This window comes from Woronichinia naegeliana WA131 (assembly GCA_025370055.1).
GTDB lineage: Bacteria > Cyanobacteriota > Cyanobacteriia > Cyanobacteriales > Microcystaceae > Woronichinia > Woronichinia naegeliana.
Window position 1 is genome coordinate 7,107,931 of record CP073041.1, and the last position, 13,624, is coordinate 7,121,554.

At 41.1% G+C, this 13,624-nt stretch carries 10 protein-coding genes and 4 pseudogenes; 6 read left to right on the plus strand and 8 right to left on the minus strand.

What is annotated here, in order from left to right:
- Positions 1–97: 97 nt before the first annotated feature.
- Together KA717_36130 and KA717_36135 are read left to right on the plus strand one after the other, a co-directional pair.
- Positions 98–1,435, plus strand: a pseudogene (locus tag KA717_36130) (IS5 family transposase).
- A gap of 228 nt (positions 1,436–1,663) precedes the next feature.
- Positions 1,664–2,047 (plus strand): annotated as a pseudogene (locus KA717_36135) (transposase).
- A gap of 168 nt (positions 2,048–2,215) precedes the next feature.
- Here KA717_36135 and KA717_36140 read toward each other — a convergent pair.
- The 5 genes and pseudogenes from KA717_36140 to glgA all read right to left on the minus strand — a co-directional run bounded on the left by KA717_36140 (position 2,216) and on the right by glgA (position 6,806).
- Positions 2,216–3,358: a transposase gene (locus KA717_36140; protein UXE60838.1), complete on the minus strand. Its 1,143-nt coding sequence runs from the start codon at positions 3,356–3,358 to the stop codon at positions 2,216–2,218.
- Between the two features lie 129 nt (positions 3,359–3,487).
- On the minus strand, positions 3,488–3,643 hold the full coding sequence (locus tag KA717_36145; GenBank protein UXE60839.1) for a hypothetical protein: 156 nt from the start codon (positions 3,641–3,643) through the stop codon (positions 3,488–3,490).
- Positions 3,644–3,786: 143 nt separating this feature from the next.
- A complete protein-coding gene (locus KA717_36150; GenBank protein ID UXE60840.1) occupies positions 3,787–4,524 on the minus strand; it encodes a transposase in 738 nt (245 codons plus the stop codon).
- 4 nt (positions 4,525–4,528) lie between these two features.
- Positions 4,529–5,150: pseudogene (locus KA717_36155) on the minus strand (IS607 family transposase).
- A 222-nt stretch (positions 5,151–5,372) separates the two neighbouring features.
- Positions 5,373–6,806 carry a glycogen synthase GlgA gene (gene glgA / locus KA717_36160; GenBank protein ID UXE60841.1) on the minus strand — a complete coding sequence of 478 codons (1,434 nt, stop codon included), beginning with the start codon at positions 6,804–6,806 and terminating at the stop codon, positions 5,373–5,375.
- Between the two features lie 647 nt (positions 6,807–7,453).
- Between glgA and KA717_36165 the strand changes: the two are divergent.
- Together KA717_36165 and psb28 are read left to right on the plus strand one after the other, a co-directional pair.
- Positions 7,454–8,790: pseudogene (locus KA717_36165) on the plus strand (IS5 family transposase).
- A gap of 274 nt (positions 8,791–9,064) precedes the next feature.
- The gene (gene psb28 / locus KA717_36170) at positions 9,065–9,304 is read left to right on the plus strand and encodes a photosystem II reaction center protein Psb28 (protein UXE60842.1); all 240 of its coding nucleotides are present in this window, start codon (positions 9,065–9,067) and stop codon (positions 9,302–9,304) included.
- Between the two features lie 159 nt (positions 9,305–9,463).
- On the opposite strand, the gene miaB is transcribed toward psb28, so the two are convergent.
- The 3 genes from miaB to KA717_36185 all read right to left on the minus strand — a co-directional run bounded on the left by miaB (position 9,464) and on the right by KA717_36185 (position 11,858).
- A complete protein-coding gene (gene miaB, locus KA717_36175) occupies positions 9,464–10,816 on the minus strand; it encodes a tRNA (N6-isopentenyl adenosine(37)-C2)-methylthiotransferase MiaB (GenBank protein ID UXE60843.1) in 1,353 nt (450 codons plus the stop codon).
- Between the two features lie 123 nt (positions 10,817–10,939).
- Positions 10,940–11,473, minus strand: coding sequence for an adenylyl-sulfate kinase (gene cysC, locus KA717_36180; GenBank protein UXE60844.1), 534 nt, complete (start codon positions 11,471–11,473; stop codon positions 10,940–10,942).
- 235 nt (positions 11,474–11,708) lie between these two features.
- Positions 11,709–11,858, minus strand: a complete 150-nt coding sequence (locus tag KA717_36185; protein UXE60845.1) for a hypothetical protein — start codon at positions 11,856–11,858, stop codon at positions 11,709–11,711.
- 421 nt (positions 11,859–12,279) lie between these two features.
- On the opposite strand from KA717_36185, the gene KA717_36190 reads away from it, so the two are divergent.
- Together KA717_36190 and KA717_36195 are read left to right on the plus strand one after the other, a co-directional pair.
- A complete protein-coding gene (locus KA717_36190; GenBank protein ID UXE60846.1) occupies positions 12,280–12,846 on the plus strand; it encodes a nicotinate-nucleotide adenylyltransferase in 567 nt (188 codons plus the stop codon).
- Positions 12,847–12,897: 51 nt separating this feature from the next.
- Positions 12,898–13,620 carry an NUDIX hydrolase gene (locus tag KA717_36195; GenBank protein ID UXE64889.1) on the plus strand — a complete coding sequence of 241 codons (723 nt, stop codon included), beginning with the start codon at positions 12,898–12,900 and terminating at the stop codon, positions 13,618–13,620.
- Positions 13,621–13,624 lie beyond the last annotated feature (4 nt).

Below are 13,624 nucleotides of genomic sequence, written 5' to 3' on the forward strand. Positions count from 1 at the left end.
TTACGGAGAAAAATAGTAGGCGAATTAAGAACCGCTAGAATGCACGAAAATAGGGTAGAATGCCTCAAAACCATTGCATTAAGAAGAGAGAAAGCAGATGTACCGAAAGCAACAGTACTCAATTGAAACACCAGAAAACTTGAAAAATCTGTTCGGCGGGCAGTTAGACGAAGAAAATCGTTGGATAGAAATGTCAAAAATGATTCCCTGGGAAGAATATGAGGAAGAATATGCAAAAAACTTCACAGAAAAAAAAGGAGCCCCAGCCAAATCATTTAGAATGGCATTAGGAGCATTAATTATCAAAGAAATTTCAGGAAAAAGTGACAGAGAAACAGTAGAACAAATAAAAGAGAACCCTTATTTACAGTACTTTATAGGAATGGAAAGCTATAGTAGCAAAGAAGCATTTAATGCGTCAATGATGGTTCATTTTCGTAAAAAAATAGGAATGGAATTAATAAATAAAATTAATAAAGAAATAGAAAAAAAAGCGACGGGTGTAGCGTCAGAAAAAAAAGAAAATGAAGGAAAGTTATTGTTAGATGCGACTTGTACACCAGCAGATATAAAATATCCAACGGATATAGGAATATTGAATGATGCCAGAGAAAAAACAGAAAAAATAATAGATAAGCTGTATGAAGAAATAAAAGAGAAAAGGAAAGAAAAGCCGAGGACTTATAGGGAAGTGGCAAGAAAAGAGTACTTAGCCATAGCAAAAAAACGTCGTGTGTCAAAAAAAGAAAGAAGAAAAGGAACAAAAAAACAACTAGGATATATAAAAAGAAACTTGTCTGATATAGAAAAAATGATAGAAGAGGGAGCAAAGTTAGAAAAACTAACGAAAAAAGAGCAAGAAGAGCTTGTAACGATAGGAAAAGTGTATGAGCAACAGTTAGAAATGTATGAAAAAAAGACAAATAAAGTAGAAAACAGAATTGTGAGTGTAAGCCAACCTCACGTGCGTCCAATAGTGCGTGGAAAAGCGGGAAAAGCAGTAGAGTTTGGAGCTAAAATATCGGCAAGTAATGTGAATGGCTTTGTCTTCTTAGACAAATTAAGTTGGGATAATTACAACGAATCGGGAGATTTACAAGCGCGAATAGAAGAATATAAAAGGGAAACAGGATGTTATCCGGAATCGGTTCATGTGGATAAAATCTATCGAACAAAAGCGAATCGAGCTTATTGTAAAGAAAGGGATATAAGAATGAGTGGTCCCCGATTGGGAAGACCGCCGAAAGAGGTGAGCAAAGAAAAAAAGAAAGAGGCACGCTCAGATGAAAGAGTGCGTAATGCCATTGAGGGTAAATTCGGACAGGGAAAGAGGAAATTTAGTCTTGGTCGAGTGATGGCCAAACTACCTGAGACCTCGGAAACGGTAATTGCGATGAACTTTTTGGTAATGAATCTTTCTACTCTACTTCAGAAGACAAAAAGTAAAAAGTTGTAGAGTCGTTTTTCTTGTGAAAAATGGTGTTAATTTTCCTCTCTTTTGTGAGGAGTGATTTGTGTTGACCTTTTTAGACAGAAAGGAACAATAGATTAAACAAAATCTGTATTTTGATTTGTTTCCATAAGGATAAGTTATCTATGCTTTTTCAGTCCATACTTCCCTAACCCACATTTCTTTCGTTTTTTGACTTTTTCAGCAAGCCCTAATTACAACGAATCGGGAGATTTACAAGCGCGAATAGAAGAATATAAAAGGGAAACAGGATGTTATCCGGAATCGGTTCATGTGGATAAAATCTATCGAACAAAAGCGAATCGAGCTTATTGTAAAGAAAGGGATATAAGAATGAGTGGTCCCCGATTGGGAAGACCGCCGAAAGAGGTGAGCAAAGAAAAAAAGAAAGAGGCACGCTCAGATGAAAGAGTGCGTAATGCCATTGAGGGTAAATTCGGACAGGGAAAGAGGAAATTTAGTCTTGGTCGAGTGATGGCCAAACTACCTGAGACCTCGGAAACGGTAATTGCGATGAACTTTTTGGTAATGCATCTTTCTACTCTACTTCAGAAGACAAAAAGTAAAAAGTTGTAGAGTCGTTTTTCTTGTGAAAAATGGTGTTAATTTTCCTCTCTTTTGTGAGGAGTGATTTGTGTTGACCTTTTTAGACAGAAAGGAACAATAGATTAAACAAAATCTGTATTTTGATTTGTTTCCATAACTGGACAGTGGGAAGTTTATGGATGCCAGATAAGGTAATGACTATGCGACGAAAGTAAGCATATCAGGGCTTGGGGAAGAGGCAAGTTTAGCGGTAAGGAATTTAGGCAAAAGCAGACTGGGTGGACTTTGAGGAAAAATCATTTGGGCTTGATGTTGAAGGGCTAGTTGAGCAATCCGTTCACTAGGGTAGCCATGGGATGGTAATGTCCGAAACCATCGAGGAAAATTAGCCCAAATCCCCTGGGGTAACTCTAAGGCGAGAATTTGAAGTAGCCCTAAAGCAATGGCATTAAGGTTAACAAAACGCTCAAAGGCTTCTACCTTGTTTAAAATCTGAGTCTGAACAGCTTGTGGATAGTCACTGAGGATAAGATTGCTGGGCCAGGTAGGTAAAGTAGGAAGACTCTTAAGCCAAAAACGATAGGCAAAGCTGCCCAAAAGATGGACTAATTGACGAAAAGTGACTTCAATCTTAAATCGGAGACCGTAAGCGGCAATAATCTCAGGTCCAGTCAAACAGAGATCAGTAGAAAGCAGAATCAGTCGTCGTCCGTTAGGCAATTGGGTCAGAACAAACTTGACGAGCTGATGGGGACTATCCCAGTGGAACTCAAAGCACTGATAAGAAACCGTGACTTGTTGACCATAGAGCCAGACTTTAGCTGTCGGAAAGTCCGCCGCCAGAGCGAACAGCTTTTCTAGTTTTATCGAACTCCCCCAAATCCGTGGTCGTCCTCTCCCCGTCAGCGTCGGCACGGAACAAAAGGGGGCATAGGCGACGGTGGAGCAACGCACTCTTGTGATTAGATGCAAGGCGTTCTGGCGAAAACTTTTGAGCACTGGTTCGCAAGCAAAATAAGCATCCAAAATTACATAACTCCCTGCCTCTGCGTAAGTAACACAAAGGTCAGCCATTTTTGTCACCAGGCTCGTCTTCACCTTTTTTTTGCCTTTTCCCTCCCCCTTCTCGGTTGCTTTGGACTTGATGCCATCGTCTAGCCGCAACACTAAGGGCAAGGCAAAGCAGGCTTTCCCTACTCCCACCAAAATACTCAAGGCATTGAAGTAATGACCCCTTATCCACTCTGGCTTGGACACATCTTCCGATTCTTGGTGTAGTCGTTTTACACCTGGCATCTTGCGTCCTTCTTTCCCCACTTTGATGCCATCACCCACATACACCCGTTTCCCTTTAATTCTGTATAGACTTTCATGCTGACTTAGCCACTTTGACCATTGTAAAGTTAGTCCTTCGACCCTAAACGCCTTGGAATCAAACCAATGTAGAGCCTGATTGTAGTAGCTCTCTGTTCAGCCAATGGCATTGACATAGCTAGTTATTGCGCTGGGTTGGCTGTTGAGCACTACTCCCCAGACTAACAGGATAAACCATTGGAACGTTGCTTCTCGGCTAAAGGCTGGACGGAGATTATTGAGGATTTGCTCTAGTCGCTGACATAGTTGCATAATTGATAGATAGCACTGGCTATCGATTTTCTTATATCAGCCAGTTTCGGACATAACGGCACTCTTTTGTATCGGATGTCCGATTTTCTTTTCTCCACTTACACGCCTCGAGAACTTCCCACTGTCCAGTCCATAAGGATAAGTTATCTATGCTTTTTCAGTCCATACTTCCCTAACCCACATTTCTTTCGTTTTTTGACTTTTTCAGCAAGCCCTAAGTAACTTGCTGTTTTTTTATGGCAGTCATCAATTAAGTCACGAATCTTGCCTCGTAACCGAGAGGCTGCCCTTCTCATCTTTTGTCGTTCTTTAGCAACTTTTGACAGGCTAATTCGACTCATTAAGTCATCAAGATACTTACATAGCCTGTTGATTCGTCCCATATCTGATGAACCGACTTCTAGGAAGTTTTGTCCATCAAATCCTGTCAGAAAAGTTCTTACTCCTGGGTCAAGAGCAATAATGCGATTTTCCGGCTGGGGTATCGGTTTTGTTTCTTCTAGAAAAATACAGAACCAGTTACCCGACTTATCCTTAATTAGTTGAGTTGCATAAAGACTAACATCAGGAATTGCTTCTGAAGAAATAAAACCAAGCCCCTTTGTTAGCAATGTATACCATGTTCCTTTACTGAAATTGCAGTTGTTAAACTTGATTGTTTGTCTAGGAGCTTTACAACTTCTATACTTACAATCCCTACTGGCAGTATAGGCTTGGTGAGCATCAAAAATGGCATTCTGCCTGATATGACAAGGGGTGTCTTTTACCCATTCAGGAAGATTGGATTGCATGATGATATTTCTTAATTTTCCCTTGCCAATCCTGCCATTTTTCTTTTGGTAGTCAATAGCTTGATTAAAGCAATAACGACAAGCCGCCATCCATTTATTCCACTGTTTCTTCAACTCCAGACTGGGATAGACTTTTATCTTTCTTGCTCTGATTTTTATACTTTCCGAGTCCGTATAATCGCCTTGAGAAACAAGGTTGAATGGCGAGGATGTCTTCAACCATCTCGGCTTCAGGAGAGAGATTTGTCTCCCTATCGAACCACGATTGAGCATCCAAACTTTCGGCAGAACCAGTCAAGCCAATCAAATCCAAATCGGGCAAGCCTATCTTTGTTAGCGACCACAATTGTTGCGACATCTCCAGACATGACTCGTTCCAATAAGGCTGTAAGTTTTTGCCTTTTGAAGTTGAGTCCTCCGCCGATTTCGCTGATGACTTCCGCTTGCGGGTATTTTTCTTGGAGGACGGCGACTTGTCTTGAGAGGTCTTCGGATTGTCCCCTACTGCTGACACGAGCGTAAATAACGGTAGCTCTAGTTGGCTCAACCTATTTCCCTGTGTAGGATTCAGTGTCGTATCGCCTTTGCCCTGACGAGGTTTTAATTGCTTGGATTTTCCCTTCCTGCTCCCATTTAACCAGGGTTCGGACGAGGACTCCGAGCCTTCCTGCTGCGGTTTTGGGTTTAACATATTTTGCGATAATAAATCCCTCAATTCGACGCTTCCATTCTAGCGTATAGTAGCGCATTCTGTCGGTATTCGTGGATTAAATCTTGCTCCTCTCATGGTATGGGTAAATTTCAAAAGGGCTGGAAACCCCTCTGATTGATTTAACGATTCAGTTTTTTGTGAATAAATATGTATCAAAAATCAAGGGACTAAAATTCGGATAGATCGCCCCTAAACTCTAAATAAAAATGTGATCTGCTTGGAAAAGCTATTGATAGGCCAGGGTTAATTGTTTAAGGATTTCTGCCTCTTCTGGACTTAATTCTGGGGGTTGACCCTTAATATCCTTATAAATCTTGACGTATTCTTCTGTTGAACGATACCAACTAAAGTCCATTTTCATGGCCCGTTCTTGCAGTTTACGCCAATAATCTTTATAACGAAAACCTTCCCAAGCCCGTACCATCGCAGTAAAAAAATCTAGAGGTTCGTAGCGATCAAAACAGTAACCTGTTCCCGCTTCATTGACTGGATCATAGAAAGAAACGGTATCCACTAAACCGCCTGTCCGTCGCACAATGGGAATGCAACCATAGCGCATGGCCATTAATTGACTCAGACCACAGGGTTCAAAGCGGGAAGGCATCAAAAAGACATCTGTGCCAGCATAGACTCGGCGGGATAGAGCATCACTATGAAGCAATTGCACGGACATCCGTCCCGAAAAACGAGAGGCCATTTCCCAAAGTTGGGTTTCGTAGTAGCGATCGCCGGTTCCCAGCACAATTAACTGAGCATCAGTGTAGGCCATAAAGCGATCTAACATCTGGATCAAAAGATCAATGCCTTTTTGCTCCACTAGGCGCGTTACCATGCCCATCAATAGAGCACCCCGATTCACTTCTAGCCCCGTTTCTTCCTGGAGAGCAATCTTATTTTTAAGGCGATCGCCAAGGGTCTCTACCGTAAAATTATTAGTGATATAGCGATCAGTGGCCGGGTTATAGGTTTCTGTATCAATGCCATTCAGAATACCCACTAAATTTTGATTAATAAAAGATAGTAAACCCTCCATTCTTTCCCCATAGGCAGGGGTTTGAATTTGTTGGGCATAGGTTGGTGAAACTGTTGTCACCCGATTGGCAAATTGGACTGCTGCGGCCATCGCATTATCGCCCTGCATATACCATGGACACCAGGTAATTTGTTCTAACGCACCGCGACCAGGCCCCTGGTAGGCCAAATTATGAATGGTAAAGACCGTAGCAATATCAGGAGACTCATGCATCCACACCGGAATCATGGCCGTATGCCAGTCGTGGCAATGGATCACATCGGGTTTCCAATAATTCCAGGCAAACTCAGCCGCCCCATTGGCAAAAAAGGTAAAACGCCAACCCTCATCTTCGCCTTGATAAATGCGTCGAGGATTAAAAACAGCATGATGAAAAAGATAGAGTGGAATATCAGTATTGGGTAAATTCGTCTCATAGACCGAAAAGTCCTGAAACATGACTGAACTTTGCCAGATGGGTTCCTTGGGAATTTCTATTTTATCGGGCAAGAAGCCATAGTAGGGCATGAGAATGCGAACATCATAGCCCAATTTCCGTAGAACCTTAGGTAAAGATCCCACCACATCTCCCATTCCACCAGCCTTAGCTAGGGGAGCCACTTCCGCCGCGACAAATAAAATTCGCATATTCCTTGTGTTTACTACATAACAGAAAATATTGACACTCCCGCCGTTAAATCAAAGACTATAACGGGGGATTCTTGCTTCTACTCCTCTTAACGAGACTTAACTTCGGTGAGAAATTAAATCCCCATCAGACCGAATCCACAAGCATTTTTCCTTTACTTCTACTGGCTGCCCGACAGCAGAAGGTTTTTAATTCTGGTTATTTTAGTTGAGCTTAACCCGGCTACTAGTGCTTTAACTTGCTAGACTCGTCACCGTTATATTGACTAGGACAATATTTTAATGGACTAAAGTCGGGCATGGGTTTCCCCTGAAACACCCTATGCGCATTAACGCTCTCCTGAGTTTACCTGATTATTCTCTCCTTTGAGCATCCGCTACTGCTTGGCAGGGCAACTGGACATATATCTTAACAAAAAAAAGCAGGTAAAAGCGCAAAATAACTTAACAAGCAAAAGAAAGTAAACAGCAAAGATAGTAAAAAATGAGGCTATTTAAACATAAAATGGAACTAATTCTAAGTAGGGCTTGCTGAAAAAAGCTGAAACCTTTACGGAGAAAAATAGTAGGCGAATTAAGAACCGCTAGAATGCACGAAAATAGGGTAGAATGCCTCAAAACCATTGCATTAAGAAGAGAGAAAGCAGATGTACCGAAAGCAACAGTACTCAATTGAAACACCAGAAAACTTGAAAAATCTGTTCGGCGGGCAGTTAGACGAAGAAAATCGTTGGATAGAAATGTCAAAAATGATTCTTTGGGAAGAATATGAGGAAGAATATGCAAAAAACTTCACAGAAAAAAAAGGAGCCCCAGCCAAATCATTTAGAATGGCATTAGGAGCATTAATTATCAAAGAAATTTCAGGAAAAAGTGACAGAGAAACAGTAGAACAAATAAAAGAGAACCCTTATTTACAGTACTTTATAGGAATGGAAAGCTATAGTAGCAAAGAAGCATTTAATGCGTCAATGATGGTTCATTTTCGTAAAAAAATAGGAATGGAATTAATAAATAAAATTAATAAAGAAATAGAAAAAAAGCGACGGGTGTAGCGTCAGAAAAAAAAGAAAATGAAGGAAAGTTATTGTTAGATGCGACTTGTACACCAGCAGATATAAAATATCCAACGGATATAGGAATATTGAATGATGCCAGAGAAAAAACAGAAAAAATAATAGATAAGCTGTATGAAGAAATAAAAGAGAAAAGGAAAGAAAAGCCGAGGACTTATAGGGAAGTGGCAAGAAAAGAGTACTTAGCCATAGCAAAAAAACGTCGTGTGTCAAAAAAAGAAAGAAGAAAAGGAACAAAAAAACAACTAGGATATATAAAAAGAAACTTGTCTGATATAGAAAAAATGATAGAAGAGGGAGCAAAGTTAGAAAAACTAACGAAAAAAGAGCAAGAAGAGCTTGTAACGATAGGAAAAGTGTATGAGCAACAGTTAGAAATGTATGAAAAAAAGACAAATAAAGTAGAAAACAGAATTGTGAGTGTAAGCCAACCTCACGTGCGTCCAATAGTGCGTGGAAAAGCGGGAAAAGCAGTAGAGTTTGGAGCTAAAATATCGGCAAGTAATGTGAATGGCTTTGTCTTCTTAGACAAATTAAGTTGGGATAATTACAACGAATCGGGAGATTTACAAGCGCGAATAGAAGAATATAAAAGGGAAACAGGATGTTATCCGGAATCGGTTCATGTGGATAAAATCTATCGAACAAAAGCGAATCGAGCTTATTGTAAAGAAAGGGATATAAGAATGAGTGGTCCCCGATTGGGAAGACCGCCGAAAGAGGTGAGCAAAGAAAAAAAGAAAGAGGCACGCTCAGATGAAAGAGTGCGTAATGCCATTGAGGGTAAATTCGGACAGGGAAAGAGGAAATTTAGTCTTGGTCGAGTGATGGCCAAACTACCTGAGACCTCGGAAACGGTAATTGCGATGAACTTTTTGGTAATGAATCTTTCTACTCTACTTCAGAAGACAAAAAGTAAAAAGTTGTAGAGTCGTTTTTCTTGTGAAAAATGGTGTTAATTTTCCTCTCTTTTGTGAGGAGTGATTTGTGTTGACCTTTTTAGACAGAAAGGAACAATAGATTAAACAAAATCTGTATTTTGATTTGTTTCCATAAGGATAAGTTATCTATGCTTTTTCAGTCCATACTTCCCTAACCCACATTTCTTTCGTTTTTTGACTTTTTCAGCAAGCCCTAAGTAGTTTGCTTATTTAACCTTAGTTTTTTAAACGTTTTATGACTATGCCAGATATTCTTCCTACCATTGAATTTTTTGCTGGACTCTCCGAAGAGTTAAGTAATGTAAGTTTACGTCGGGGTAAAGAATCCGGCGATCGCCAAGTGGTTTTGACCTTTCAGAAGCTTAAAGCGATTGAGAAGTTCCAAAGTTTTACAAAACAGTTTAACGGTAATTTACGTTTAAAGGATTCCGAAGGAGAGATTACGATCAATCCCTTTTCCGTGAAGTTTTTTTTGTGGTGATCATAGTCGTCAAACGAGTGTCAGAAATAAATCTTATGACATAGGTATTCTGGTATTCTACTCTATCACAAGGTAGTTTTGTCGTGTGTTTTGTGGATCAACGGGCTTGACTGATAGTGAGGAATCAATGATTAATCTGAAAAGTAAGCATGATCAAGATTATTGAAGCGGATTAATCTGTTTCCCTGTCAAACTAAAGGCGCGAAATTCCGTAATTTTAACCGAGACTAATTGTCCCCGTAATTGCTCAATGTTGCCTTCAAAAAAGGTCAAACGATTGCCTCTAGTGCGTCCCATTACCTGAGTAGGATCTTTGCTATTTTGCTCCTCAACTAAGACCTCTTCCTCTCTTCCCAGATAACGCTGCGATCGCTCGGCGGCTTTAGTGGAGACTAGATGATTTAAGCGTTGAAGGCGATCGCTTTTCACTGTTTCTGTTAACTGATTTTCCCAAAGTGCAGCCGGAGTACCAGGGCGAGGAGAATAGGCCGCCGTATTGAGAAGATCAAAGCCAATGTCTTCCACCACTTTTAGGGTGTTTTCAAACTGAGCTTCCGTCTCACCCGGAAAACCGACAATGACATCGGCACTAATGGCAGCATCGGGCATATATTCACGAATTTTGTCAATAATTTGACGATAACGTTCAATCGTATAACCCCGTTTCATCGCTTTGAGAATTTCATTGTCACCAGATTGGAAGGGAATATGAAAATGCTCACAAACTTTCGGTAATTCTTGACAAGCCTTAATCAAACGTTCAGTAAAATAACGGGGATGACTGGTGGCAAAACGCAACCGTTCAACGCCTTCCACATCATGAACATAGTAAAGCAAATCGGTCAAAGTATGGAGATGGCGACCCGAAGCCGTAGAACCGGGCAAATCTCGACCGTAGGCATCAATATTTTGACCTAAAAGCGTGATCTCTTTATAGCCCTGTTGCCCTAAGATTGACATTTCAGCACGAATGGCTTCCGGGGTTCGAGACTGTTCTTCGCCACGCACATTGGGAACAACGCAATAGGTACATCGTTCATTGCAACCATAAATCACATTGACCCAAGCCGTGACCGCACTTTCCCGCCGAGGTTTGGTGATATCTTCCATGATATGCACCCCTTCGGTGGCCACCACCTGATTACCGGCAAAAACTTGCTCTAATAAATCTGCTAGACGATTAGCGTGCTGCGGCCCCATGACTAAATCTAGTTCGGGAACCCGCCGCAATAACTGTTCGCCTTCCTGTTGAGCCACACAGCCAGCCACTATCAAGGTTAAAGCAGGATCATCTTGTTTGCGTTTGGCCTGTCTTCCTAGATAGGAATAGACCTTTTGCTCGGCATTGTCTCGAATCGAGCAGGTATTATAAAGGATCAAATCTGCCTCATTGGGATCTTCTGACCATTCCATTCCCAGGTTGTCCAAAACACCGGCCATGCGTTCTGAGTCAGCTTTATTCATCTGACAACCAAAGGTAGTAATGTGATAACGACGGGGAGAATAGGGCATAGGAATCAAGGAAACGGAAAAAAGCGATCGCCGGAAAATATTCTGAAAAAATAAAGAGGGAATATTGCCCTCTCTGTCATTCTAAAAAATATTTTAAGAAAAACTTGCAAGAGTAGGAAGCCTCTAAATCTCAATATAGCTCATTTCTACTAGCTTATCCCAAACCTTGGCCACACTTTCTTCTAGTTCTTCTAGATCAGTGCGACACTCCACTTCTGGATTGAGAGGAGCTTCGTAAGGGTCATCAATACCAGTAAAACCCTTGATTTCGCCTTTTCTGGCCTGTTGGTAAAGTCCTTTCACATCCCGTTCTTCACAAACATTGAGCGGTGCATTCACAAACACTTCCACAAAATTGCCAATTTTCTGTTTCACCTCTTCCCTGATTTCACGGTAGGGAGAGATCGCAGAAACCAGGACAATCACTCCATGTCGGGTCAATAAATTAGCGACAAAACCAATCCGACGGATATTTTCATCGCGGTCTGCCTTGCTGAATCCTAACCCCTTGGTCAGATTCGTCCGCACAACATCCCCATCCAGGACTTCGATATCGTAGCCCCCGGCCAGTAGTTTTTGCTCTAGAGCCTGGGTGATGGTGGTTTTACCTGCCCCGCTTAGTCCTGTTAACCAGATGGTTACACCCCGTTGTTTCATGGTAGATTCGCTAATTGTTAAAATTTGTTACCGCCTGATCAGCCTATCCTTTTACTGTCCCTCTGACAAGTCTCCTCTCTTATTCTCACCGGCGATCGCGGTTTAAACCTAACGATTGTAAACTTAACGTCTTTAAAACCGGTCTAAGCGATCAATGCACCATCAAAAAGTGGAGCCAAAAGACTCCACTACAGTTAGACAGGTTAAAACTTCTCAACAATCAATCAATAGTCTCCTAACTTTCTTCTGTTGCCCCCACATAAGGTTCACCTTCAAAGGGTTGAACGCCTACCTCAGGATATTCGTCTGTCGAGGGGCCAAAAATTCTGGCAAAAGCTTCCGTGAAATATTCCATTAGGTCTTGTACAGATTTATGAATATTCATATTAACCTCCACTCCAAGGGATGTAATAAATTAAATGTAGTCTTTAGAGGGTTCGCGCTGGAGAAATGAAAAATAAGGTTTTTAATTTCTTTCTCCTACCTTGATTATCGAGTAATTCTCAGGAAATGGACAGGAACTTAATCTTTTTTGAATTTCCTTAGCAATAGTTTGTCTATTATTGGCATTCTCATAAAGATCTGTAACGTTACGTCTCTTTATATTACGTTTTGCCTTGATCCCCGAACTGTTTCCGCTTTTTTCTCCATTATCTACCAAGAGCTACTAGGTTTAACAAAATGCTGCCTCAAGCCTGTTAAGTTATGGTAATTCCTACTATAATAAATCAAGCTTTACTCTCCTCTAGTTCCTCTGTGTTATCCTCAGCCGAGCAAGATCTGTCTTTATCTTTTAGCGATCGCCCATGAATATCGCGCTCTTTGGCACTAGTGCCGATCCCCCGACAACGGCTCATCAGGCTATTTTACAATGGTTAGCCGAGCACTATGATCAAGTATCAGTTTGGGCGGCGGACAATCCCTTTAAAGCTCATCAAACCAGTTTGGCCCACCGCTTGGCCATGTTGCGCCATTTAATTGCTGCCATGAATCTGCCCCGTTCTAACGTCCAGGTCTATGAACAATTCAGCGATCGCCGTAGTTTAATCAGTTTGCAACGGGCTAAAGCCTGGTGGGGGGAAGACCAGGACTATAGTTTGGTGATTGGTTCCGATTTAATGAGTCAAATTCCTCGTTGGTACCAAATTGAAAAGCTCCTGTCCGCCGTAACCTTAGTGATTGTGCCGCGATCGGGTCATCCTATTACCGATCCTGCTCTGGCCAAGATCAGACAATTGGGAGGAGATTACCGACTAGCGGAAACTGAAGCTCCAGCGATTTCTTCCACTGGTTATCGAGTCAGCAAAGATCAAACCGTGTTACCGGCTCCTGTCACCGCCTATATTCACCAGCAAAAACTATACCTTTCCTAAATTTAAGTCGAGAGTAAACAGTAGTAATCCCAATAATAATTGCCAATTTTTATGATTCTAGAAGCTAAAAAGCCTGCCATTGCTGACTTTAAAGTGGGAGTTGATAACGTTATTTTCTCCGTTGACACCCGCTATAATCGCCTCATGGTATTACTAATTAAACGGAAAGAAGAGCCATTTTTAAACTATTGGTGTTTACCGGGGACTTTAGTGCGCTCAGGAGAATCGTTAGAAGTTGCAGCCCAACGAGTTTTAGCAGAGAAAATAAAAGTTGAAAATCTTTATCTAGAACAACTCTATAGTTTTGGTGGCCCCCATCGTGATCCCAGGGAAGAACCAGATAGTTATAATATTCGTTATTTATCTGTTAGTTATTTTGCCTTGATTCGTTTTGAAGAAGCCGAATTACTCATTAAAAATATTAGTCAGATTGCCTGGCACAATATTCTCCATGTCCCTAGTCTAGCGTTTGATCATAATCAAATCTTGGACTATGGCTATCAACGTCTTCGCAACAAATTAGAGTATAGTCCCATTGCCTTTGAGGTATTGCCAGAACGTTTTACCTTAAATGATTTATATCAACTTTATGCCACTATTTTAGGTGAAAATTTTTCAGATTACTCTAATTTTCGGACTCGGCTTTTAAAATTAGGTTTTTTGAGTGATACGGGTTCAAAAATTATTAAGAAGGTGGGCAGACCTGCCAGTTTATATCGTTTTAATGCTCAGGCTTTTGCGCCCTTAAAAGATAAGCCCTTTATTTTTGTTTAGGATA

Bases quoted from the DNA above. Each gene is read 5' to 3' on its own strand.
- KA717_36145 (UXE60839.1), bottom strand. From the start codon at position 3,643: ATGCAACTATGTCAGCGACTAGAGCAAATCCTCAATAATCTCCGTCCA.
- KA717_36150 (UXE60840.1), bottom strand. From the start codon at position 4,524: ATGGCGGCTTGTCGTTATTGCTTTAATCAAGCTATTGACTACCAAAAG.
- glgA (UXE60841.1), bottom strand. From the start codon at position 6,806: ATGCGAATTTTATTTGTCGCGGCGGAAGTGGCTCCCCTAGCTAAGGCT.
- psb28 (UXE60842.1), top strand. From the start codon at position 9,065: ATGCCAGATATTCTTCCTACCATTGAATTTTTTGCTGGACTCTCCGAA.
- miaB (UXE60843.1), bottom strand. From the start codon at position 10,816: ATGCCCTATTCTCCCCGTCGTTATCACATTACTACCTTTGGTTGTCAG.
- cysC (UXE60844.1), bottom strand. From the start codon at position 11,473: ATGAAACAACGGGGTGTAACCATCTGGTTAACAGGACTAAGCGGGGCA.
- KA717_36185 (UXE60845.1), bottom strand. From the start codon at position 11,858: ATGAATATTCATAAATCTGTACAAGACCTAATGGAATATTTCACGGAA.
- KA717_36190 (UXE60846.1), top strand. From the start codon at position 12,280: ATGAATATCGCGCTCTTTGGCACTAGTGCCGATCCCCCGACAACGGCT.
- KA717_36195 (UXE64889.1), top strand. From the start codon at position 12,898: ATGATTCTAGAAGCTAAAAAGCCTGCCATTGCTGACTTTAAAGTGGGA.